This window comes from Aeromonas mytilicola subsp. aquatica (assembly GCF_044336385.1).
GTDB lineage: Bacteria > Pseudomonadota > Gammaproteobacteria > Enterobacterales > Aeromonadaceae > Aeromonas > Aeromonas rivipollensis.
Window position 1 is genome coordinate 1,386,881 of record NZ_CP172298.1, and the last position, 22,569, is coordinate 1,409,449.

The following is a 22,569-nucleotide window of genomic DNA, read 5'->3' on the forward strand; positions in this document are numbered from 1 at the left end:
ATAATCAAAGAAAATATTGAGTTTAACCAGATCGCTTCAGGTGGCTTTTATATGGTTTCATAAGGGGCCTGAAACTGTTTTTTAGATTGGTTTTTGCATAATAAATCGTTTATTTAGTTGGACAATCGGGGAAGACTTGGTGTCCAATCGGGTAGAGCAGGTTGGCCAACAGTGCCGTCAGCCAGTGTGTAACCCGAGATGTAAGGAGACATCCTGATGGAAAAACTTGACCAAGAAATCGACACCATGCGCCAGGAATTTGAGTCACAGGGGCAAAAACAGGCCCATGACAAATGGCAAGCCAGGGTCGATGAACTGCAGCGGGAACGCTCGGAAGTTCCCCAGCCGGAAGCGGCAGAACACTAGCCCCCGACGGCCATGATGGCCATCGGTTGAGCAGATAATGAAAAACCACCGCCCTGACTCAGGGCGGTGGTTTTTTTCAAGGTGAAAGGGTGCCCTGATTTACAGGCGGTAGACATTCTGGGCTATGTCGAAGTGCGCCGCACTCTCCCCCGTGCCGCCGTTGAGCACAGTGTGGAAGAAGGCCGCCACCTTCTTGTTGGTGATGGCATCCCCCTCGAAGTAGGCGTGGGAGTCCCCCACCTGGGGCTGATCGGTGAAGTCGACGTAGGTGGCCGTCTTGGAGTCCAGTTGCTTGGTGTAGTGACCGAGCCGCGCTTTCTGCTGCTCCCCCATCTTCATCCGTGACGCCAGGAGGGCGCTGTCTCTCTCATTGATGGTGATGTAGAGGCGGTTGCGACACTGGATCCGGTCGACCCACTCGGCGTGGTGCTCGTTGTTGGTGTCCGCGGCCACCATGACGACATTGTCGAACAGCAGGTGATTGGCGTTGTAGGTGGTGCTGCCGAGCAGGTGCTTGAACAGGTAGTTGCCCATGCTGTGCAGCATCAGGTTGATGGTGAAGGGACAGCGCTTGTTCACCTCCTTCGAGAAGTAGCGATCCCAGGCCTCGCCGTTGCCGGCGAACTTCTTCTGCGCCTTGTCCTCCAGCGCGGCCACATACTGGGCATTGAACTCCTCGAGCAGTACCTTCATCTTCTCCAGCACCCGATCCAGAGCGCCGACAGAGGCCAACGCATCACGCTTGTCGCTCTTGTAGCTCAATACCCCCTCGGCGTCGCCCCCGCCATTGGCGGGCCAGCTGAAACAGAGCACCTCGACCCCATACTGGGCCTCGAGACGGGCTGCCCGCTCCAGCACATCCTGCAGATCGTTGTTAAAGCCATGGACGAACAGCAGCAGGTGCTTGCCGGTCTTGAGCTTCTGTTTGCCCGTCCCTGTGCCGGCGCAGCGCTCCAGCAGCTTGCGCGCCACATAGGCGCTGGCCGGGTAGCTGGCGGCGGGATCCAGCCCCACGCTCTCGGCCATCTCGGGGGTGATCTGGTCGGGCAGCAAGTCCAGCTGCCATTTGTCTCCCTGGCGGCTGGCCTCCGCCAGTCGCAACTCATTCGGGCCTGCCTCCGGCCTGTCGCCGAAGACGCCAAGGGGGCTCTTGCTCCCCTCGTTCACCACACGGTTGGTCACTATAAACACTCTGCTCTCCTTCTCTCGTGCCCTCGTCAAGTAGTCAGTGACTCGTTTGAAGTCCTGACCGATGGAGAAGAGCCTAGTCGGGATCCGGCCACTCTTCCTTGGGGCAGAAACGACAAGGGCCATCCGAAGATGGCCCTTGTGGATTCAGGGGGTCATGGAACCCCTTAGCAGCGGTTGCCGGCGCGGGCGACCCGCCCCTCGGCCAGCAGCCGGTAGCTGCCGGTGGCGGCGGGGACGAAAGCGGATTGCCCCTTCTCCAGGCGCAGTGACTGCTCACCTTGCTGGAGGGTCACTGTGCCATCTATGGCAAATAGTATCTCGGCGCTGGCGGTGGTGAGTGCATGCTCACCGGCCGGGTAGACGCTGAAGGTGAAGTCAGGTACCGGCACCTCGAAGTGCTGCACAGCCCCTTCAAGGTGGGGGGCCAGCAGGATTTGATCGTCCGGCTTGGGCAGGCAGCGGGTGCAATCCAGCAGTTCTGCCACGTCTATGTATTTGGGGGTGAGCCCGGCGCGCAGCACGTTGTCGGAGTTCGCCATGATCTCAAGGCCGGTGCCGCGCACATAGGCGTGGGGGGTGCATGCGTCCAGATACATGGCCTGACCCGGCTTGAGCGTCACCACGTTCAGCAAGAGCGGCGAGAAGAGACCGACATCCCCCGGGTACTGGGCGGCCAGGCTGGTGATCAGCGCAAAGGTCTCGTCATCCTGACGGGCGGCGGCATAGGCCAGCAGACCAGTCAGGGCCTCTTCCTTGCGCGCGCCGTCCAGGATCAGCATCTGGTGGAAGAAGTGCTGCAAGCCAGCCTCATCCTGTGACTGGCGCAGCGCCGCGGTCAGCTCGGAAAGCGCCGGCAGCGCCATGGCATCGAACAGCGCCAGTATGGCCGGAATGGCGCGAAAGCCGTTCATCGCCTGATAGGGGGTGAGGGCAAACACCAGCTCCGGCTTGTGGTTCGGATCCTTGTAGTTGCGATTGGCTGCCTTGGGCGAGATGCCGGCGGCCTCTTCTTTGGCAAAGCCCGCTTCGGCCTGGGCCTTGCTCGGGTGCACCTGGATGGAGAGGGCCTTCTCGGCGCACAGCACCTTGAACAGGAAGGGCAGGCTGCCGAAGCGGGCGACGGTGGCGTCCCCCAGCACGGCGGCGGGGGCGCTCTCTATCAGGGTCGAGAGTTTCTGCACACCTCCCGCCAGGGTCACCTCGGAGCAGCCGTTGGGGTGGGCCCCCATCCAGAGTTCCGCCTGGGGTTTGCCAGCCGGATTGGGGATGCCAAACAGGGTGGTGAGGGCGTCATGGCTGCCCCAGTCATAACCTTGAATCGGATTTTGCATCAACAGAAAGGAGGGCAGATCTCGACTGCTCATAAGGGACGCCTCATTTGTCGTGAAGAAAGTGGTTTGAAGAAAAGGGTGGAATTGACGGTCCGGCCCGGACTATAACATGGGCGGCCTTTGCCGCCGCAATCGCTTGCCTCTCTCTTGATCGGGATCATCATGTCACTCATCTTCAGCCAGCTGCTCGACGGCGCCCTCCACGACCAGGTTCCCTTCGAACAGATCTGGTTTGCCCAGGATCAGGGGGTGCCGCCCGGCTTCAGCTACCAGGTCAACTTTCCCCGCCTCGAGCTGGTATTCAGCGGCGAATACCTCAACCAGATCTGGGACAGGGAGTCGGGTTGCCAGGAGGTCAGCGTGCTGCCGGGGCAGGCGCTCTACATACCCCCCAACGGCTGGAACAAGCCGCTCTGGACCACGGATTGCTCTGTGCTGAGCCTGCTGTTTGGCAAGCGCCAGCTCGGTTTCAGCCTGGTGAGCAAGCGCCGGGAAGACCCGGATTTCTTCGATGTGCAAAAGCACAGCATCATGGCCCGGGCCGGCCATGTGAATGAACACATACTGGCGGCCCTCAACGTGCTGGTGGAAGATCCAGGCCGCTCCCCCACCGACAACCACCTGTTGCAGGCGCTGCTCACCAGTGCCCGTCAATTGCTGGCGGAGTCCACCTTCGAGCGGCCGAGAGGGGCTGACCTGTTTCACGGCATCTGCATCTATATCCAGGAGAACTTTCACCGCCCCATCACCCGTGACTCCATCGCCCACCGCTTCAACGTCTCGGCCAGCCATCTCTCCCACCTGTTTCGCGAGCAGGGACACATGCGCCTGGCGGACTACATCAGCTGGGTTCGCATCGATCGGGCCAAGTTCATGCTGAAAAAATACCGCTTCCGGCTGGAAGAGGTGGCCAGCCGCTGTGGTTACAGCGATGTGAACTATTTCTGCCGGGTGTTCAAGCAAAAGACAGGGCTGACCCCCTCCCAGTACCGCGCCCTGAGCCAGCCCCAGGGGCAGAGCGAGAGCCTGACGCCATGACGGCGGCGCTCGCCATGGCGGAACTGCACGGGCTTGAGCCTCATGGGGCGCGGACAGAAGTGGCGCATTGTGATCCAGTCCCCGACTATGGTCGGACATGCACGCCCGCCATTTGATTATGCAAATGGATGGGCTAAGATGGCCGCGCGCAACGATCAGATTGATAACAAACGGAAGTTAGGAGATGCCGATGGAAAGCAAAGTAGTTATCCCGACCCAGGGTCAAAAAATCACAGTCGATGCCAGCGGCAAGCTGCACGTTCCCCACAACCCCATCATTCCGTTTATCGAAGGGGATGGCATAGGTGTGGACGTGACCCCGGCCATGCTGAACGTGGTGAACGCTGCGGTCGAGAAAGCCTACAAGGGCGAGCGCAAAATCGCCTGGATGGAGATTTATACCGGCGAGAAATCGACTCATATCTATGGCGAAGGTGCCTGGCTGCCGGCCGAAACCCTGGATTTCATTCGTGAATACTGCGTGGCCATCAAGGGCCCGCTGACCACCCCGGTCGGTGGCGGTATTCGCTCCCTCAACGTGGCCCTGCGCCAGGAGCTGGACCTCTATGTCTGCCTGCGCCCGGTCCGTTACTACGAAGGGACCCCGAGCCCGGTCAAACACCCCGAGCTGACCGACATGGTGATCTTCCGCGAGAACGCCGAAGACATCTACGCCGGCATCGAGTGGAAGGCGGACAGCGATGAAGCCAAGAAGGTGATCGCTTTCCTGCAAAACGAGATGGGCGTGAAGAAGATCCGCTTCCCCGAGTCCTGCGGCATCGGCATCAAGCCCATGTCCAAGGCCGGTACCGAGCGTCTGGTCCGTGCCGCCATCGAGTACGCCATCGACAACGATCGCGACTCCGTGACTCTGGTGCACAAGGGCAACATCATGAAGTTCACCGAAGGTGCCTTCAAGGATTGGGGCTATGCCCTGGCCCAGAAAGAGTATGATGCCCAGCTGATTGACGGCGGCCCCTGGTGCTCCTTCAAGAACCCGAAGACCGGCAAGACCATCATCGTCAAGGACGTCATCGCCGATGCCTTCCTGCAACAGATACTGCTGCGTCCGGCCGAGTATGACGTCATCGCCTGTATGAACTTGAACGGTGACTACATCTCCGACGCCCTGGCCGCTCAGGTCGGTGGTATCGGCATAGCCCCGGGCGCCAACATCGGCGACGGCGTGGCGCTGTTCGAGGCGACTCACGGCACCGCGCCCAAGTACGCAGGTCAGGACAAGGTGAACCCGGGCTCCCTCATCCTCTCCGCCGAGATGATGCTGCGCCACCTGGGCTGGACCGAAGCGGCCGACCTCATCGTCAAGGGCATGGAAGCGGCCATCGCCAACAAGACAGTCACCTATGACTTCGAGCGACTGATGGAAGGCGCCACCCTGCGCTCCTGCTCCCAGTTCGCCCAGGACATGGTCGACCAGATGTGATCGGAAATACGAAAAAGCAAAACCGGCGCCATGAGCGCCGGTTTTTTTATGGGTGACAGGCCAGAAAGCCTGAAGATGCCGCCCTCAGGTGGTCTTTTCCACGTGCTGCTGGTAGAGCTGCTGCCATTTGCTGCTTTCGGCCTCATCCCCCTGCGCCTGCCAGAACTCGCAGATGGAGTTGGCGAGTTCGGAAGCCATGGCGTGATCGCCATCGCGACGGCTCATCAGATATTGTCCAAGCCAGCTTTGATACTGTTTCATAGCCCGATCTCCTTATCTAAGGTGCCCCTGGTGTCGTTCGCCGGCACAGGCCGCCAGCATTGACTCAACCGGGTCACTTGTGGTGCTGCGCCCAAGCTCGTTGTGCCCACCGGACTGGGTGGTGATCTTGCAGGATCAAGGCGACAACGGGGCGCAGATGTCAAAAAACGGCCTCTATCGTATCACAAAATAACCAACTTGGGGGGATTGACGGCAAGGGGAGGGGCACGGGGGGTAGCCAAGCTTGGGCAAAGAGCATGCCATCTTGCTGATCCCAGAAGAGAAAAACCCGCCAGGGTGGCGGGTTTTTCGGTTGAAAAAAAGATCAGAGCTGGGCGGTGGCGAGGTATTTCTCCATCTCCTCGGCGGGCACCATGCCGCCGCCGGTAGCCCACACCAGGTGGGTGGCCTGCGCCATGCGCCCGGCATCCAGAGCGCGCGATGCCTGCCAGTCGCCATCGGCGCTGACCCGCCAGGGGCCCGGCATTCCGGCCAGGGCCGAAGGCTCGAGGCGGATCTGCTCGTCCCGGGCCAGCAGCCCCAGCAGGTCATACATCTCCTGATCGCTCAGGGTGTAGAAGCCATCGAGCAGCCGCTCCATGGCACGGCCGACGAAGCCGGAGGCGCGTCCCACCGCCAGGCCATCGGCGGCGGTAAGGTTGTCTATGCCCAGATCCTGCACCGCAATAGCGTCGTGCAATCCGGTGTGGACCCCGAGCAACATGCAGGGAGAGTGGGTGGGTTCTGCGAAGAAGCAGTGGACGTTGTCCCCGAACGCGAGCTTGAGGCCAAAGGCCACGCCCCCCGGGCCACCGCCGACGCCGCAGGGCAGGTAGACGAAGAGCGGGTGCTCGGCATCCACCACTATGCCCATCTCATCGAACTGCTTTTTCACCCGCTCGCCGGCCACCGAGTAGCCGAGGAAGAGGGTGCGGGAGTTCTCGTCGTCGATGAAGAAGCAGTTGGGATCGCGCTCGGCCTCCTTGCGCCCCTGCTCCACAGCTACCCCGTAATCTTCGGCGTATTCCACGACGATCACCCCGTGTTCGCGCAACTTGCGCTTCTTCCACTCCCGCGCATCGGCGGACATGTGGACGGTGACGGTGAAGCCGAGCTTGGCACTCATGATGCCGATGGACATGCCGAGGTTGCCGGTCGATCCCACCGCAATGCTGTACTGGCCGAAGAACTGGCGGAACTCGTCCGTGAACAACTTGCGATAGTCGTCCTCTTCACAGAGCAATCCGGCCTTGATGGCCAGCCGTTCGGCATGGGTCAGTACCTCGTAGATGCCGCCACGGGCCTTGATGGAGCCGGAGATGGGCAGGTGGCTGTCTTTTTTAAGCAACAACTTGCCGGTCAGCTCGACCCCATAACGCGCATTGAGCGTTGCCTGCATCGCCGGGATAGCCGCTATCTCGGACTCCAGAATGCCCTTGCTGGCGCGGGTCTCGGGGAAGGCGTCGCACATGTAGGGGGCGAAGCGGGCCAGGCGGGCGGAGGCATCCGCCACATCGTTGCTATCGAGCCCCACATAGGGCAGACCGACCGCCAGCGTAGTGGCATTGGGGTTGAACCAGGTGACAGGCTCGAGTGCTATCAGGGATTGCACCAGCGGGAATTGGGTAATGAGCTGTTGGACGTCGATGTTTTTCATGGGATGTCTCTGTCTTTTACACGATATAGGAGAGCAGGAAGGTACCGGCCAGCGCCATCAGGGAGGCGACAAAGGTGGCACTGGTGTAGTACTTGAGCGTTTCGTTCAGGGTGGCGCCGCAATACTGTTTGACCAGCCAGAACAGGGAGTCGGTCACCATGGTGCAGCCGATGGCGCCTGAGCCGATGGCCAGGGTCATGATTTCGGGGCTGATGTTCGGGTAGTGCACCATGATGGGGGAGACGATGGCGGTGGCCCCCATCATGGCGACGGTGGCGGAGCCCACGGCGGCGTGCAGCACTATGGCCACCAGCCAGGCGAGCAGTATGGGGTGCATGTCCAGCTGGGAGAGTATGGTGGCGAGGCTGTCCCCCAGGCCGCTGGCCTTGAGCACGCCGTTGAAGGCACCGCCCGCGCCGATGATGAGCAAGATGTTGGCGATGGAGGAGAAGCACTCCTCGGTCTTGTCCAGCAGCCCTTCCATCTTCATGCGCTGACGGATCCCCAGCACGTAGTAGGCGGTGAAGGCGGCGATGAACATGGCGGTGATGGGGTTACCGATAAACTCCAGCACTGTGTAGAGGTGGCTTGCATGATCCATGTTGAGCTCGGCCACCGTCTTGGCCAGCATCAGCAGTATGGGCAGCAGCACGGTGAAGAGGGAGGCGCTCAAGGTCGGGAGGCTTGCCTCATCCCGGGCCTTGATGTCGGCAAAGGCGGCGGGCACCTCCTTGAACGGCACCCGTTTGCCCAGCAGTTTCAGGAACAGGGGGCCGCCCACCAGGGAGGCAAAGAGCCCGACCGCGAGGCCATAGACGATGACGGAGCCTATGTCGGCACCCAGCTGATTGGTGACATAGAGCGCAGCGGGGTGGGGCGGCACTATGCAGTGCACGGCCATCAGTGCGGTGCAGAGCGGAATGGCCAGGGTCAGCAGCGAGGTCTTGGTCTTGCGGGCGATGGAGAAGGCCAGCGGAATGAGCAGCACCACACCGACTTCGACAAACAGCGTGATGCCACACACCAGACCGACCAGCACCATGATGACCTGGGGCGAGAGCCAGCGGCACTTTTGCAGGGCGAGACCTATGCGCTCCGCCGCCCCCGACACCTCCATCATCTTGCCGAGTATGGTGCCAAGGCCGATGACGGCGGCGAGAAAGCCCAGGGTGCCGCCTATGCCCTCTTCCATGGCATTGACCATCTTGACCGGGTTCATCCCCATCATGGTGCCGACATAGAAGCTCGCCAGCAGCAGGGCGAGGAAAGGATGCACCTTGCCCTTCACTATGGTGAAGACAATCAGAATGATGCTAGTCAGCAAGGTACCGACGACCCACACTTCAGAATTCATACTGCGCCTCGACAAGGATGGTAAGAGATGAATGATGGACCTATTGAACGGCAAGGGCGCCGGGCTGACAAATGATGAAAATGGCCTCTTGGGTGAGCTGGGTTGATGCAAAGGTGCCACATTCATCACATTTAGCGGTATTTATGTGACTTGGGTTCGGTTACATCATCCTAAATAGGGTCATCCGGGATATCATGACGGCGATGTTGAGCCTGTGATGGGGAAGGCGCATGTATACCGAAGACAACTATGTATCGAGAAACAAGCTGCTGAGCGGCTATCAGCTCTCCAAGCTGCACACTTTCGAGGCGGCGGCCCGCCACAGCTCCTTTGCCCTGGCGGCGGATGAGCTGGCGCTCAGCCCGAGCGCGGTGAGCCACCGGATAGGTGCGCTGGAAGAGGAGCTCGGCTTCAAGCTGTTCCAGCGCTTTCACCGCAAGGTGATGCTGACGACTGAGGGGCAAAGGGTCTTCTGGGCACTCAAGTCGTCGCTCGAGTTCATCAATCAGGAGATCCTGGAGATCAAGAATCAGGAGCTCTCCGGTTCCCTGACCGTCTATTCCCGCCCCTCCATCGCCCAGTGCTGGCTGGTGCCGCGGCTCGCGGATTTTTCCCGCCTGCATCCCCAGATCGATCTCAACATCATGACCGGCAACGAGAACGTCAACCTGCACGGCTATGGCATCGACCTGACGATCTATTTCGATGACAAGGTGCCGGAGCGGCTCGCCATCCACCCGCTGATGGATGAATACATGGTGCCTGTGTGCAGCCCCGAATATGCCGAGCGGCACCAGTTGCTCGATAACCCGGATAACTTGAACCACTGCCGCCTGCTGCACGACAGGCAGGCCTGGGGATATGACTCCGATACCGACGAGTGGTGCAGCTGGGCTCGCCAGGCCGGGATCTCCCTCGATGGCTGCCAGTCGAGCATGGGCTTCGATCGCTCCGATCTCGCCATCATCGCCGCCATGAATCACGCCGGCGTGGCCATGGGCCGCAAGAACCTGGTGCGCCAGCGGCTGGAGCGCAACGAACTGGTGGAGCCCTTCCCGGGCAAGGCGGTTCGCTGCAATCAACGCTACTACATGGCCACGCTCCCCCATCGTCAGTGCCCCAAGATCCAGGCATTCATCGAATGGATAAGCGCCCAGGCAAAGGAAATTGATTGAATCAGGGAGAGGGATACAGAGAGCTGCCCGGTCTCGCTCTCATTTCATTCGCCGTTAGAATGAGGTGGCCAATATTTGTACATTCTGTGCTGGCGGCTGTGGGCAACGGTATGGCTTGTTATATATGAATGCAGGTTCTTGGATGACACCCCTTTTATCTCTGTGACAAATACCTGGGGAAGTGGGACCGATTAACCCATGTTGAAGAAATAATGTCTGTTGAGCGGTGATCCGATAAGATCCCTGATGTGAATTAACCACAGTGAATAATCACCATGAGATTGTCAGGAATAGCGTTGGCGCTATAAAATCATTATGTTGTTATCGAGTGGACATGCTATTCTCAAAATGAGTTATCCCTGTGACATACAAAAATAATTCTGTGAGGAAGTAATGAACGAGTTTCTGAAGGTTCTGCTGAACATTCGCAGCTTGCGCGCTGCCATTCGTGAACTGCCGTTTGAGCAACTGCAAGAAGCGAAAGAAAAGTTTGATCTGGTATATAACGAGCGTGCCGAGTCCGTAGAGCAAGAGCGGGCCGAGCAGGAAGAGCGTCAGCGCAAGCTGAGCGAGTTTACCGAGATGCTGCAACAGGCTGGCATAGATCCGCGCGAGCTGATCGGCAGCGTGGCCACTCCGGCCGCTGCTGGCGCGACCAAGAGCAAGCGTGCTCCGCGTCCTGCCAAATACAAGTATCAGGAAGATGGCCAGGAGAAGACCTGGACCGGCCAGGGCCGCATGCCCAAAGCCATTGCCGAGCAAGTTGCGCTGGGCAAGGATCTGAACGACTTCCTGATCTGATTGCCAGGATAGCGTCGTCAATAATGCCGCCCAAGGGGCGGCATTATTATTTTCAGGATCCTGTCTATCTATTGCCCATCCAGGAAGTCACCTAATTTGGGTCGCCCGTCCACAATAGCCATGACCATCATGGGCCAATAAAAAGTATCCATTGGCGGTAAGCCAATCGCTGTCGCACCCCCCTGTGACACAATGAGGACTCATACAGCCCATTTGTTATCTCTGATGACACAAGATGACAAATAATGGCCCATCGCTGTGGGATGAAATAGATGGATTTGCGGGCATGCCTCCCGCTTTGCCTGGTCGCGCATTTTTCTATCAATGGGGAAGTTCTTGTCCCGCTCGCACTATTTTTCTTTCCCCATGACTGCCCTATTTGACACCCCTGTTCAGACAATATGTGAATGTCATTTCTCGGGTTGGAGATTGAATAGGGGCCTGGCGACCCCGCTGCGAATAAATAGGAAATAGGTCAGCTGACCGGCTGGCCGAGATCATTGCGAAGGGGAATGGAGCGACTGTGTGCAAATTGACGGCGCGCCATGACCCCATCGGCCAGCATGGCCAGCAGGGTCTCACTCTCTTGCCAGCCGAGGCAGGCATCGGTGACCGACAAGCCATATTGCAGCTCACTCAGTGGCGCCGGTTTCTGGCTGCCCCCTTGCAGAAAGCTCTCGACCATGACGGCAGCAACGGCAGTGCTCCCGCCTCGCAACTGGCGGCAGAGCTCCCCGGCGACCAGGAGCTGGTTCTGGTGCAGCTTCTGGCTGTTGCCGTGGCTGCAATCCACCATCAGCCGAGGGTTGAGCCCCTGGCGCGCCAGGCGTTCGGCCGCGTCCATCACGTCGCTCTGGTGATAGTTCGGCAGGGTGCCGCCGCGCAAGATGATGTGGCCGCCCGGATTGCCTTCGCTCTTGATCACCACCATGCCCCCCTGGCTGCCAGGAGCGGTGAACAGATGGGAGGCCTCGCTGGCCAAGATGGCATCGATGGCCACCCGGATGTTGCCGTCTGTGCCGTTCTTGAAGCCGACCGGGCAGGGCAGGGCCGAGGCCAGCTGCCTGTGTACCTGGGATTCGGTGGTGCGGGCACCGATCGCCCCCCAGCTGATGAGATCCGCCAGATAGAGGAAGCTGGTGGTATCGAGGAACTCGGTGGCGGTGGCCAGCCCCAGACGGTTGATGTCGAGCAGCAGCTGACGGGCCAGGTGGAGCCCGTGACCTATGTCGTTGCTGCCATCGAGATGAGGGTCGAATACCAGCCCCTTCCAGCCGACAGTGGTGCGCGGTTTTTCGAAATAGGTGCGCATCACTATCTGCAGGCTCTCCTGATACTCGGTGGCGAGCCGTGCCAGCCTTTTCGCATAGTCGAGGGCGGCGACGGGGTCGTGGATGGAGCAGGGGCCTATCACCACCAGCAGGCGATCGTCCGCCCCGCTCAGGATCTGGCGCACCTGGTGGCGGTGCTGGTCAATGTGCTGCGCCATATCGGCCGAGCAGGGGTGCTGTGCCAACAGGTCGGCAGGGGTGGGGAGCGCCTCCACCGCGAAGGCGCGCATTACCGAATTCAAAACAGCCATCTGGGATTACCTTGCTGTGGAAATGGGGTCGATGATGGGCCCGTAACGCTCGGGTGCCTGGTTCAGGGGATCTGCGCCCAGCCACATCATCTTTGTTGAGAGTGATTATCATTATCTTGCTGTCAGTCTCAAATGCAAGCACTACCGAGAGGATTACCAGAGATGGGGGGGCGGGCCGTAAGAGCGGAGGGGAGAATGGCAATCAGGCCCGCTCCCGAGCGGGAGAAGGCCTGATAAGTACAAGGAATACAGGTGGTTATCAGCTATCCATCACGACGTGGCGATCCTGATGGTAGGCGTCTTCATCCTTGCCGCTGCGCCAGTAAGGCACCGCATAGACCTGTGAACGATCTACCTCCAGCGCACGCCTGACATGACGGCGCAGAGGCACCACCAGACCCTCTTCCCCCCCGAACCAGAAATAGCTCCCCTCGGCGGCCATGGGCAGGGCGGTGAAGTGCTCCACCAGAGGGCCGGTCTGGTCCGGCGTGCCGACAAACCAGCGCAGGCTGACCCCTTCGGGCAGCGACAGATCCTGCACATCTTCCTGATGGGGCACCAGCAGCGCGATATGGCCCCGGGCCTCTGTCGGCATCACCTCGGCCATGGCGCTGATGGCGGGCAGTGAGGTGAGATCGCCGGCCATGTAGTAGTGATCGGCCAGCTGCAACATGGGGTCCGGGCCGCCCGGGCCCGAGATGGCGAGCCTGTCCCCCGCCTTGGCGTGGAGGGCGAAGCGGCTGGCGGGGCCGACATCACCGTGCAGGGCGAAGTCGATGTCGATCTCCAGGGCCTCGCGGCGGAAGGCGCGGATGGTGAAGGTGCGGATGATGGGCTTCTGGCTCGGATCCTCCCAACGGGGACCCTTGGGGGTCGGGGTTGGCAGCACTATCTCGCTCTGGCCCGGTCGGGGCAGCATGATCTTGATATGGGCGCCGCCACAGCTGAAGGGGTAATCCGCCAATTCGGGGCTGGTCAGGCAGACTCGGCGCAGATGAGGGCTCACATCGTGGACATGTTTGACGGTGAGCAGGCGAGGGCGATTGACCGGGGCGGACTGTGACATTTGAGTACTCCTGACAGACGAGAGCGCTCATTTTTCATTAAATGAAAATTATTATCAATTGCTTTGTGGCAGGGAAGGGGCAAGGGCAGCCAGCATGGAGGCCATGCCGGCTGCCCTGTGGGCTGACCGGGCTCTAGTTCCGATCACTGCCTCCCAGCGCCCGGTAGATCCCGGCCATGGTCTTGAGCTGGCTCTGTTGCTGGGCCAGCACGCCGAGCTCCGCATCCCACAGTCGATTCTGCTCGTCCAGCCAGGGCTGAACCCCGGTGGCGCCCGCCAGGAAGCGGGCCCCCGCCAGTCGCTCGGCCTCTTTGGCATAGGCCAGTTGCTGCTCGAGATAACGCAGCCGCTGCTCCCCCTGCTGACGAGCGGCCAGGCCGTCCTCCACCTCCAGTAGGGCCGTATAGAGCTGCTTGCGAAACTCGGTTTCGGCTATCTGATAGTCAATCTCGGAGCTCGCGATGGAGAGCCGGGTCTTGTTGTACTCGAGGAAGGGGAGCGCCAGGGTCGCGCCCAGGGTCCCCACCGGGTTCTGCAGCACCTGGGTCAGGGTGTCCGAGGTGGTGCTGGCGCCGCCGGTGAGGCTGAGGGTGGGGTAGAAACCGGTGCGGATCTCGTCCCCTCTGGCCAGCGTCTTGCGAAGGCGCAGCTCGGCGGCCCGCACGTCTGGGCGTCTGGCCAGCACATCGGCGGGGATGCCGACCGCCAGCGTCGGTATGGGGCCCATGGCGAGGGACGTCGGGGCAAACTCCAGCGGGCCGCTGCTGCGACCGAGCAGCAGGCGCAGGGCGTTGCCGGCCTGCTCCCGTTGCAGAGTGAGGGAGGCGAGCTCCGCCTGCTTGCCGGCTTTCTGCTGGCTGGCCTGCACCAGATCGAGGCGGGTGACGGCCCCGGCGTCATATTTTGCCCGGGTCAGCCGCTCTATCCGCTCGTAGTTGGCCAGCTGACGCTCGCCAAGGGAGAGGGCCGAGCCGAGGTAAGCCAGCTGCCAGTATTGCTCCAGGGTCTTGCCTACCAGCATCAGGCGGGTGGCGGCGCTATCCTGCTCGCTGGCCTCTGCCTCCCACTGGGCCTGATCCCGCACCGAGGCGAGCCTGCCCCAGAGATCCACCTCATAGCTCAGGTTGAAGGAGGGGCCCAGGTTGCTGCTGGCGCTGCCGTCCTTCATGTTCTTGTTGCCGCTCGCCCCCAGGCTGGCGTTGACCGACGGGGTGAGGTTGGTGTCGGCGAGATCGGCGCCGAGCAGGGCACTTTTGAGCCTGAGCCCCGCCACCTGCATGTCCGGGTTGGCCGCGAGCACCTCATTGACCAGCTGATCGAGGGCGGGATCCTGGAACCCCTGCCACCAGAGTCCGGCCTGCTGGCTGCCAAGATCCCGGGCGTCCTGCTGCCACGCTGGCGCCACGTCCAGCTCGGGTCTGTGGTAGGTGCTCTGCTGGCTGCAGGCACTGAGACAGGCGGTGAGCACCAGGCTAAGCGCCGTTCTTGACGAGAGGCGCTGCCCCCGGCCGGATAAGTTGTGCATCATCATTCCCTCGCCAGTGCCTCGACCGGATCGAGCCGGGCCGCATTGCGGGCGGGCAGGTAACCAAACAGGATCCCGATGAGCGAGGAGCAACCGAAGGCCATCAGGATGGAGAAGAGCGAGAAACGCATCTGGAAGCTCTCCACGAGCAGGGAGAAGATAAAACCGATAAACATGGCCAGGCCGATGCCGAGCAGGCCCCCCAGCAGGCTGACCATCACAGCCTCGATCAGAAACTGCTGCAGGATGTCGGACTGGCGGGCGCCGACCGCGATGCGGATCCCTATTTCGCGGGTGCGCTCCACCACAGACACCAGCATGATGTTCATCACCCCGACCCCGCCGACGATGAGGGAGATCACCGCGATGGCGGAGACCAGCAGTGTCAGGGTGGCTGTGGTCTTCTCCACCGACTTGACGATGCTGTCGCTGCTGAAGGTGAAGAAATCCTTCACCCCGTGGCGCTGGGTCAGCAGTGCCACGGCGGCCTGCTCGGCCAGCGCGGGCTGGACCCCGTCCTTGACCCTTATAGTGATCTGGCTGAAGTGATTCTGGGAGATGAGGCGACTCATCACGGCGCTGTAAGGCAGCCAGACGTTGACCGACTGGCTGCTGGGGCCAAAGCCGGTCTCCTGGGCCACCACGCCGACGATGCGCACCGGCAGGGTGCCGACCAGTACCACCTGGCCGACGGGATCCGTCTTGCCGAGCAGGCTCGCTATGGTCTTGCCATCCACCACGGCCACCGCCGTCCGGCTGCGGATGTCCCGCTCATCGAGCAGGCGACCCTGGGTGAGGGTCATCCCCTTGACCCGGAAAAAGTCGCTGCCGACCCCCACCACGCTGCCGCTGCTGGTCTTGTTGCGATAGCGCAGCTGGCCCGAGGTGGCGATCTGGGGGCTGGCCCCCTCCAGATAGGGCTGGCCGAGCAGGGCGTCGAGATCCCGCTCGTTCAGGGTCTGGATGCTGGCGGCCTTCTCGTCGCCCCAATCCTTGCCGGGGAAGATGTCGATGGTATTGGTGCCCATGGCGTTGATGTCGTCGATCACCTTGGCGCGGGCCCCCTGGCCCAGCGCCACCACGCTGACCACGGCGGCGATGCCGATGATGATGCCGAGCATGGTGAGGAAGGTACGCATGCGATGGGCCAGCATGGCGTGCAGGGCCATGCGACCCGCCTCCCGGTAGCGATCCCAGCCCTGGCTGCCCCGCCTGGCGACGGAGGCAGTGGCGATCCGGTCCGGCGCTGGCTCGCGTGCTTCCAGCACCGCTGCTTGCCCAGGGAGGCCGGAAGATACCTGATCGACAGCGGCCTGCGGGCTCTGCTGACTCTCCTCCCCGTGGGCCTGGCTCGCAGAGATGACGGGGCTGGCAGCCGGTTGACCGCTGTCTTCCACCACGCGTCCGTCCCGCAGGGTGATGATGCGATTGGCGTGGTTGGCCACCGCCATGTCGTGGGTCACCAGAATGATGGTGTGACCCTGTTCGTGCAGCTCCTTCAGGATGGCCATCACCTCCTTGCCGCTGTGGCTGTCGAGGGCGCCGGTGGGCTCGTCCGCCAGGATCACTTCGCCGCCATTGGCCAGTGCCCGGGCTATGCTGACCCGCTGCTGCTGGCCGCCGGAGAGCTGGCCCGGCCTGTGGTGGCTGCGATCGCTCAAGCCCAGGCGGGTCAGCAGGGTGCGGGCACGTATCTGGCGCTCGGGGCGGGATGTGCCGGCATAGATGGCGGGGATCTCCACGTTGGCGGCCGCATCCAGATGGGGCAGCAGATGGTAGCGCTGGAAGATGAAACCGAAGTGGTGGCAGCGCAGCCGCGCCAGGGCCAGGGCATCCAGGCCGGCGGTGTCCTGACCGCGAAACAGATACTGGCCGCCGCTCGGGCGATCGAGGCAGCCCAGCAGGTTCATCAGGGTGGACTTGCCGGAGCCGGAGGCACCGACTATGGCCACCATCTCCCCCGCCGCTATGGTCAGATCCAGCGGGTGCAGCACAGTCACCTCGTGCTCCCCGCTCTGGTAGCGGCGCTCTATGCCCTTGAGCTGGATCAGGGGCTCGCTCACGGAACCATCTCCATCTCGTCGTTCTGGACGGGCTTGCCCTGCTCCAGAGTCACCTTGTCCTGCTCGTCGAGGCCGCTCACCACCTCTATCTTGATGTCATCCTTCATGCCGGTCTTGATGCGGCGAGTCTCTTTCTGCCCGTCCTCCTTGAGCAGGGTGACCTCATATTCGTTCTCCCCCAGCTTCTTGCCGAGGGCTGTCTGGGGGATGGCCAATACCTGTTTGCGTTCACCCAGCACTATGGTGACCTGGGTCGTCATGGCGACCCTCAGCTGATGGTCGGGGTTGGGCACATCGAACAGGGCGTAGTAGTAGATGGCCGCATTGCTGGTGGTCGTGGTGTTGGCGCTCTGCTCGTTGATGTTGGTGGGGGCCAGCTCGACAGTGCGCAAGGTGCCGTGATAGCGGCGGTCCGGGTCTCCTATCAGGGTGAAGTAGACCGGCATGCCGGCCCTGACCTTGGTGACATCCGCCTCCGAGATCTGCGCCTTGACCGTCATGGTATCCAGGTTGGCGAGCTTGAGCAGGGTCGGGACCGTCTGGCTGGCGGCCAGGGTCTGCCCCTGGCGGGTCACTATGCTGACGACTGTGCCATCCATGGGGGCCTGAATGCGGTTATAGCCGAGCTCCGTCTTGGTGCGCTCCACCTTGATCAGGGCGTTGTCGATGTCCGCCTGGGCGCTCTGCAACTCGGCCCGGGTGACGGCCAGCTGCGCCTCTGCACTCTCCAGATCGGCCCGGGAGCTCGCCTCCTGCCTGAACATCTGCTGCTGGCGGCGCCAGGCCAGCTCGTTCTGCTTGAGCTGCGCCTGCTTGATCTTGAGCTGGGCACGGCGGCTGGCCAGCTCGGCCTCGGCGGTCTTGAGGTTGTTCTGGGCTATCAAGGGATCTATCTCTGCCAGCAGATCCCCCTGCTTGACCTGTTGCCCGGCCTCCACCGCCAGATAGGTGACCTGACCCGAGACCTGGGCCCCCACATCCACCTGCTCTATGGCCTGCAGGACGCCGCTGGCCAGCACCGTCTGCTCCACGTCCTGACGGGTCACGGTCGCAGTCAGCACGGGGTCCGGGGTCTTGCCGGGCCAGGCCAGCCAGACCACTAGGGCCAGCAGTGCCAGGGCAAGCAGGGCATATTTGCCTGGTTTTGGAAGAGTCTTCATTTATCACCTGAACGAAACGAGTGAAGGCGTGCAAGGGCGATATCCTGCAGCAAATGGCACTTAAAAAGAAGCGAGCAATGTGTAAGAAATCATGTAGATGAAGTTGTCAATTAAGAGGGTCTGAATGTCGGCAGAGGGAGGGAAGGCCAGACCTGCATGATACCCGTGGGGGCGGAGCAAGGGGCTTGGGAGGTCTACGAGGGGATAAATACAGGAAGCCCGCTCGTTGAGCGGGCTCCCGGGTACTCAGCTGACGGCCTTGAGCTGCTCGGCATAGGGCTCGTGGCAGATCTGGATATCGACGGGCAGCTTGTAGATGAGCAGGCGTGCCAGCGATCCCTCCATCCAGTGGTGGCGGCTGCCGACCAGCAGGAGCGAGGTCGAGTGGGCGTTCAGCCACTGGCCCAGATCCCTGACCACGTCATCGACCACCAGGCAGTGGTAATCCACAGGATGAGGCAGCAGGGTGATGAGTTCGCTGATGATGGCCTTGGCATCCAGCGTGCCCTGGGCACTGCGTTCCTCCTCGGACAGCGACAGGCTCTTGCGGCGCACCTTGCTGCTGTGCGTCAGGTGCAGCAAGGTCAGGTCGCAGCCCAGCCCTTGTGCCAGGCGGCTCGCCTTGGCCAGCGTCTCCTGCTCGTAATCCTTGCCTTCCAGCAACAGCACTATGTTGGTGTGGGTCATAAGCAGTTCTCCTTGGCATGGCGCGGGTCACCGGGGACAAAGGAGCTGTCCCCTACCACAGTGATCCCGCTCTGTATTGCATGGTACTCACTTGTCTGTGGGCGCCAGACGTCATCCTTTGTCGGTGAGGGCGCGCAAGATCATCTTCGTTTACATCAGCATAACAGACGCAGTTGAACGGAGAATGAAGACATGCGGCCCATGGCTCCCTTGATGGAGGAATAAGATGGGAAAATGGTCTATGGGCAGCACAGCAGTGGGGTTTGTCTTGGATGTGCCTGGTGATCATGCTGCTCGCCCGGCTTCAAGCCAAGGTGCCGGGATCTGGTGTCTAAGGGCGGGCAATCACAGTGGCGGTCGGCGGGCCGCCACAGTGACAGGGCTTAGCGGGGCACTTTTGACAGCTGCTGGGTCAACCAGGGAAGCCCCTCTTTCTTGCGGCTGAGGGCCCCCGCCAGCTGGACCGGCTCGGCGGGCAGTATGCCCCTGCTGGCAAAGTGGAGCTCACTGCTTCCCTTGGCCAGATCGGTCAGCATCAAGACATAGCCATCCAGCGAGTCCAGGGTCAGCCTCTGCGCCATGGCCTGATGCAGCTCCTCCATCCGGCTGTGGATCTGGCTAGGGTCCATCACGCAGATCTGGCTGACCATGAGGGAATGGCCCGCTATCTGGTAAGCCTTCTCGTCGGCCACGAGCAGCTCGCACAGGGGGGTATCGCCCAACTGGGTGCGCCGCTCCAGCAGGGTCTGGGCAAAGGGGGCCAGGGCCAGATCGGCGATGGGCAGCAGCCGGTCGACCGCTAGCCTGTCCTCTGCCGTGGTGGTGGGGGAGGTGAAGCTGAAGGTGTCGCTGATGATGGCCCCCAGCAACAACCTGGCCTGGGCGCGGGACAGACTCTCATGGCCCATCAGCTCCAGCAGCACGGTGGCACTGCACCCGACCGCCCTCACCCAGGCATCGAGGGGGCCACGGGTGATGAGGGTGCCGATGCGGTGGTGATCGATGAGGCCCTGCACATCGGCCTCGGCCAACCCCTCAGGTCCCTGCTCCAGCTCGCTGAAATCCACCAGAAAGACCGGCTTGTTGGCGACGCTGCCCGTCAGAACCGGGGGGGCCTCCACCCCTGCCGTCTCCAGGATGAAGCGGGTCTCGGCAATGGGGTCACCCAATGCATAGGCCTGGGCGGTGCGACCCTGACGGTTGAGCCAGTCGGCGGTGACCAGCGCGGTGCAGATGCTGTCGCTGTCGGGATTCTTGTGGCCAAAGACATGAAGCATGAGGCGGTTCCTGATGTGGGGTGATGGGCTCGGCCGCATGTCGCGGCGCCGGGCCAGAGAGGGCCATGGGGCCCGAGTCGGTTCCACTCTACTGTCTGGCGGTGATGGGGGCAAATCCGGCCAGGCTCTGGCCTCTGGCCTGGGGCACCGAGAGTCGGAGAAGGAGAGGGTGCACCGCCGTCATTGATCAGGGCCGCTGGCGGCGGGTCCGGGGCATGGGGTCACTGCGTGGGAGTGTTTGGGTTCGTGATTTCGGGCAGATACCCGAAGGAATTGAAGACCCGCCACTTTGGGCATGCGGCCAAAGCGGATACTTCACCTTTCCAGGCAGATTGCCGGAGAGGTTTGCTACTCGTCTTCCCGGTCAGGTCACCGATAGGATTGAAGGCCCGCCTCTCCGGACGAGCCGCCGAGGAGGATGATTTGCCTCTCTGGGCAGGTTGCTTGAGAGGTTTGCTACTCGTCTTCCCGGTCAGATCCCCGAAGGAATTGAAGACCCGCCAATTTGGGCATGCCGCCAAAGGGGATGGTTCGCCTTTCCGGGCAGGTTGCTTGAGAGGTTTGCTACTCGCTTATCCAGTCAGGTGGCCGAAGGCTGGATGGCTCGCCACTCAAGGCAGGCTGCCGGAGAGTGGTTACTCACCTCCCCGGTCAGGTCACCGAAAAGGTTGATGACCTGACACTTAGAGCTGGCGCCGTAAGGCTGATGACTCACTCCCGGTCAGGTCATCGAAGGGGCTGATGGCTCGCCGCCTCAGGGGCGGCGAGAGGCCTTGATGTCTTGCCGCACAGCCCTCAGGAGGCAAGCAGCTCGCGGGCGTTGGCCAGGGTGTTGTCGGTGATCTGATCCCCCCCCAGCAGACGGGCCAGCTCGTTGAGGCGGGCACCCTGGTTGAGCGCCTGCATCTGGGTCTCCGTGGTCTTGCCGTCCGTGTGCTTGCTGACCACCATGTGCTGGTGGCCCTTGCCGGCCACCTGGGGCAGGTGAGTGACCACCATCACCTGGGTTGATTCGCCGAGCTGGCGAAGCAGACGGCCCACCACGGCCGCCGTCGGGCCGCTGATCCCCACATCCACCTCGTCGAAAATCAGGGTGGGGGTAGAGATCTTGCGGGCACTGATCACCACTATGGCGAGGCTGATGCGCGACAGCTCGCCGCCGGAGGCCACCTTGCCCAGCGGCTGTATGGGTTGCCCCGGGTTGGTGGTGACCATGAATTCCACTCGATCGATACCGAGTGGCGACAGGCTGCTCTGGGCGTCGGGGCGCACCTCGATGGCGAAGCGGCCATCGGGCATCGCCAGCTCGTGCATGCTGGCGGTCACCTGGGTGGCCAGTTCCTGGGCGTAACGCTGACGGCTCTGGCTGAGCACCTCTGCCGCCTGGACAAAGGCCTGGCGGGCCTCGGCCAGTTCATCCTCCATCCCTTCTAACCTTTCCTCATCGGAGTGGAGGCGGGCGAGATCCTTGGCCAGCTCCTGATGGTGCGACGGGAGATCCGCCGGCTTGACGTGGTGCTTGCGGGCCAGATTGATCGCCTTGGAGAGGCGGGCCTCCAGCTCGTTGAAACGCTCGGGATCCAGCTCCAGCAGATCCAGATAGCTGCGCAGCTCGCTGTGGCTCTCCTGCACCCCGATCAGGGCTTCGTTCAGCATGCCGAGCACGTTGCCAAGGCGGCTATCCATGCCGGCCAGGGTCTCGGCCCTGTCCACCGCCACCTGCAGCAGGCCGGCTATGGTGGTCTCCTCGTTGTCATAGAGCAGGTCGAGGCAATAGCCGCACTCCTGCATCAGCTCGGTGCCGTTGGCGAGGCGCTGGTGCTCCTCTTCGATGGCCTCAAACTCCCCGGGTTGCAGGGCGAACTCGTCCAGCTCCTGTACCTGATACTCGATGAGCTGGCGACGGGCTTCCCGCTGCTGCTGTTCGGCCTTGAGGCGGTTGAGCTCGTTTTGCAGCTGGCGCCACAGCTGATAGTGCTGGCGCACCTCATCGAGCAGCAGGTGGTGACCGGCATAGCCATCCAGCAGGGCGAGCTGATAGTCGGGTTTGAGCAGCAGCTGATGTGCGTGCTGGCCGTGAACGTTGACCAGCAACTGACCCAGGCTCTTGAGCTGCACCAGGGGGACGGGGACTCCGTTGATGTAGCTGCGCGAGCGCCCCTCGGCGGAGAGCACCCGCCGAACTATGCACTCCCCATCGTTCTCCAGCTCGTTGGTGGCGAGCCAGGCGCGGGCGGCGGGGTTGCCGTCCAGCAGGAAACGGGCACTGACTTCCGTCTTGTCGCTGCCCGGCCGCACCATGCTGGCTTCGGCCCGCTCGCCGAGGCAGAGGCCGAGGGCGTCGATGGCAATGGATTTGCCTGCCCCCGTCTCCCCTGTGATGCAGGTCATGCCGGATTGCAGATCGAGTTCGAGAAACTTGACGATGGCGAAGTTGTTGACGGTCAGCTGGGTCAGCATGGTCTCATCCTGTATGGGTCAACATTACTGTGTATGCATCCAGTATATACTGGTCTTATATACAGTAAAGTGTGCGGGGCGGGATTTTTTGCCGGGCAAGGGGATGAGGAGTCGTGCGAGGGGCTGCACAG

The 22,569-nt window shown here is 61.8% G+C and carries 18 protein-coding genes; 5 read left to right on the forward strand and 13 right to left on the reverse strand.

The window, feature by feature from the left end; translation table 11 throughout:
• The first annotated feature begins 216 nt into the window (after positions 1–216).
• A complete protein-coding gene (locus ACFWHB_RS06545; RefSeq protein ID WP_106886253.1) occupies positions 217–366 on the forward strand; it encodes a hypothetical protein in 150 nt (49 codons plus the stop codon).
• A gap of 99 nt (positions 367–465) precedes the next feature.
• Here ACFWHB_RS06545 and ACFWHB_RS06550 read toward each other — a convergent pair whose 3' ends face one another.
• Both ACFWHB_RS06550 and manA read right to left on the reverse strand, forming a co-directional pair.
• Positions 466–1,557: an alpha/beta hydrolase gene (locus ACFWHB_RS06550; protein ID WP_395949724.1), complete on the reverse strand. Its 1,092-nt coding sequence runs from the start codon at positions 1,555–1,557 to the stop codon at positions 466–468.
• A 164-nt stretch (positions 1,558–1,721) separates the two neighbouring features.
• Positions 1,722–2,921 (reverse strand): mannose-6-phosphate isomerase, class I, encoded by a 1,200-nt coding sequence (gene manA / locus ACFWHB_RS06555; protein WP_395949725.1) that lies wholly within the window; start codon positions 2,919–2,921, stop codon positions 1,722–1,724.
• A 129-nt stretch (positions 2,922–3,050) separates the two neighbouring features.
• Between manA and ACFWHB_RS06560 the strand changes: the two genes are divergently transcribed.
• On the forward strand, positions 3,051–3,926 hold the full coding sequence (locus tag ACFWHB_RS06560) for a helix-turn-helix transcriptional regulator (RefSeq protein WP_162520191.1): 876 nt from the start codon (positions 3,051–3,053) through the stop codon (positions 3,924–3,926).
• A 190-nt stretch (positions 3,927–4,116) separates the two neighbouring features.
• Positions 4,117–5,370 (forward strand): NADP-dependent isocitrate dehydrogenase, encoded by a 1,254-nt coding sequence (gene icd / locus ACFWHB_RS06565; RefSeq protein WP_139745922.1) that lies wholly within the window; start codon positions 4,117–4,119, stop codon positions 5,368–5,370.
• A gap of 84 nt (positions 5,371–5,454) precedes the next feature.
• Here the strand turns inward: icd and ACFWHB_RS06570 are convergent, their stop codons facing one another.
• From ACFWHB_RS06570 to dsdX, 3 genes are all read right to left on the reverse strand, one after another.
• Positions 5,455–5,631 carry a hypothetical protein gene (locus tag ACFWHB_RS06570; RefSeq protein ID WP_106886258.1) on the reverse strand — a complete coding sequence of 59 codons (177 nt, stop codon included), beginning with the start codon at positions 5,629–5,631 and terminating at the stop codon, positions 5,455–5,457.
• A 325-nt stretch (positions 5,632–5,956) separates the two neighbouring features.
• Positions 5,957–7,288, reverse strand: a complete 1,332-nt coding sequence (locus tag ACFWHB_RS06575) for a D-serine ammonia-lyase (protein WP_395949726.1) — start codon at positions 7,286–7,288, stop codon at positions 5,957–5,959.
• Positions 7,289–7,304: 16 nt separating this feature from the next.
• Positions 7,305–8,642 carry a D-serine transporter DsdX gene (dsdX, locus tag ACFWHB_RS06580; protein WP_139745920.1) on the reverse strand — a complete coding sequence of 446 codons (1,338 nt, stop codon included), beginning with the start codon at positions 8,640–8,642 and terminating at the stop codon, positions 7,305–7,307.
• 230 nt (positions 8,643–8,872) lie between these two features.
• Between dsdX and dsdC the strand changes: the two genes are divergently transcribed.
• Together dsdC and ACFWHB_RS06590 are read left to right on the forward strand one after the other, a co-directional pair.
• Entirely contained in the window at positions 8,873–9,817 is a 945-nt protein-coding gene (gene dsdC / locus ACFWHB_RS06585) for a DNA-binding transcriptional regulator DsdC (protein ID WP_163154099.1), read from the forward strand.
• Between the two features lie 393 nt (positions 9,818–10,210).
• Positions 10,211–10,618, forward strand: a complete 408-nt coding sequence (locus ACFWHB_RS06590; protein WP_025327689.1) for an H-NS family histone-like protein — start codon at positions 10,211–10,213, stop codon at positions 10,616–10,618.
• 475 nt (positions 10,619–11,093) lie between these two features.
• Here the strand turns inward: ACFWHB_RS06590 and ACFWHB_RS06595 are convergent, their stop codons facing one another.
• The 8 genes from ACFWHB_RS06595 to recN form a co-directional block, all read right to left on the reverse strand.
• Positions 11,094–12,200, reverse strand: coding sequence for a 3-deoxy-7-phosphoheptulonate synthase (locus tag ACFWHB_RS06595; RefSeq protein ID WP_395949727.1), 1,107 nt, complete (start codon positions 12,198–12,200; stop codon positions 11,094–11,096).
• A gap of 259 nt (positions 12,201–12,459) precedes the next feature.
• Entirely contained in the window at positions 12,460–13,266 is an 807-nt protein-coding gene (locus ACFWHB_RS06600; RefSeq protein ID WP_395949728.1) for a siderophore-interacting protein, read from the reverse strand.
• Positions 13,267–13,399: 133 nt separating this feature from the next.
• The gene (locus ACFWHB_RS06605; RefSeq protein ID WP_395949729.1) at positions 13,400–14,797 is read right to left on the reverse strand and encodes an efflux transporter outer membrane subunit; all 1,398 of its coding nucleotides are present in this window, start codon (positions 14,795–14,797) and stop codon (positions 13,400–13,402) included.
• On the reverse strand, positions 14,794–16,854 hold the full coding sequence (locus ACFWHB_RS06610) for a MacB family efflux pump subunit (RefSeq protein ID WP_395949730.1): 2,061 nt from the start codon (positions 16,852–16,854) through the stop codon (positions 14,794–14,796). The genes ACFWHB_RS06605 and ACFWHB_RS06610 overlap by 4 nt, the downstream gene beginning before the upstream one ends.
• The gene (locus ACFWHB_RS06615; protein ID WP_163147891.1) at positions 16,851–18,014 is read right to left on the reverse strand and encodes an efflux RND transporter periplasmic adaptor subunit; all 1,164 of its coding nucleotides are present in this window, start codon (positions 18,012–18,014) and stop codon (positions 16,851–16,853) included. Before ACFWHB_RS06615 ends, ACFWHB_RS06610 begins: the two co-directional genes overlap by 4 nt.
• Positions 18,015–18,260: 246 nt before the next feature.
• A complete protein-coding gene (locus ACFWHB_RS06620; protein WP_395949731.1) occupies positions 18,261–18,701 on the reverse strand; it encodes a universal stress protein in 441 nt (146 codons plus the stop codon).
• A gap of 383 nt (positions 18,702–19,084) precedes the next feature.
• Positions 19,085–19,978, reverse strand: coding sequence for a DHHA2 domain-containing protein (locus ACFWHB_RS06625; RefSeq protein WP_395949732.1), 894 nt, complete (start codon positions 19,976–19,978; stop codon positions 19,085–19,087).
• A 795-nt stretch (positions 19,979–20,773) separates the two neighbouring features.
• On the reverse strand, positions 20,774–22,438 hold the full coding sequence (gene recN, locus ACFWHB_RS06630; protein WP_139744909.1) for a DNA repair protein RecN: 1,665 nt from the start codon (positions 22,436–22,438) through the stop codon (positions 20,774–20,776).
• Positions 22,439–22,569: the final 131 nt, after the last annotated feature.

Coding starts and splice junctions, on each gene's coding strand:
- ACFWHB_RS06560 (WP_162520191.1), top strand. CDS start 3,051: ATGTCACTCATCTTCAGCCAGCTGCTCGACGGCGCCCTCCACGACCAG.
- dsdX (WP_139745920.1), bottom strand. CDS start 8,642: ATGAATTCTGAAGTGTGGGTCGTCGGTACCTTGCTGACTAGCATCATT.
- manA (WP_395949725.1), bottom strand. CDS start 2,921: ATGAGCAGTCGAGATCTGCCCTCCTTTCTGTTGATGCAAAATCCGATT.
- ACFWHB_RS06605 (WP_395949729.1), bottom strand. CDS start 14,797: ATGATGATGCACAACTTATCCGGCCGGGGGCAGCGCCTCTCGTCAAGA.
- ACFWHB_RS06600 (WP_395949728.1), bottom strand. CDS start 13,266: ATGTCACAGTCCGCCCCGGTCAATCGCCCTCGCCTGCTCACCGTCAAA.
- ACFWHB_RS06595 (WP_395949727.1), bottom strand. CDS start 12,200: ATGGCTGTTTTGAATTCGGTAATGCGCGCCTTCGCGGTGGAGGCGCTC.
- icd (WP_139745922.1), top strand. CDS start 4,117: ATGGAAAGCAAAGTAGTTATCCCGACCCAGGGTCAAAAAATCACAGTC.
- ACFWHB_RS06615 (WP_163147891.1), bottom strand. CDS start 18,014: ATGAAGACTCTTCCAAAACCAGGCAAATATGCCCTGCTTGCCCTGGCA.
- ACFWHB_RS06625 (WP_395949732.1), bottom strand. CDS start 19,978: ATGCTTCATGTCTTTGGCCACAAGAATCCCGACAGCGACAGCATCTGC.
- dsdC (WP_163154099.1), top strand. CDS start 8,873: ATGTATACCGAAGACAACTATGTATCGAGAAACAAGCTGCTGAGCGGC.
- ACFWHB_RS06590 (WP_025327689.1), top strand. CDS start 10,211: ATGAACGAGTTTCTGAAGGTTCTGCTGAACATTCGCAGCTTGCGCGCT.
- ACFWHB_RS06575 (WP_395949726.1), bottom strand. CDS start 7,288: ATGAAAAACATCGACGTCCAACAGCTCATTACCCAATTCCCGCTGGTG.
- recN (WP_139744909.1), bottom strand. CDS start 22,438: ATGCTGACCCAGCTGACCGTCAACAACTTCGCCATCGTCAAGTTTCTC.
- ACFWHB_RS06620 (WP_395949731.1), bottom strand. CDS start 18,701: ATGACCCACACCAACATAGTGCTGTTGCTGGAAGGCAAGGATTACGAG.
- ACFWHB_RS06570 (WP_106886258.1), bottom strand. CDS start 5,631: ATGAAACAGTATCAAAGCTGGCTTGGACAATATCTGATGAGCCGTCGC.
- ACFWHB_RS06545 (WP_106886253.1), top strand. CDS start 217: ATGGAAAAACTTGACCAAGAAATCGACACCATGCGCCAGGAATTTGAG.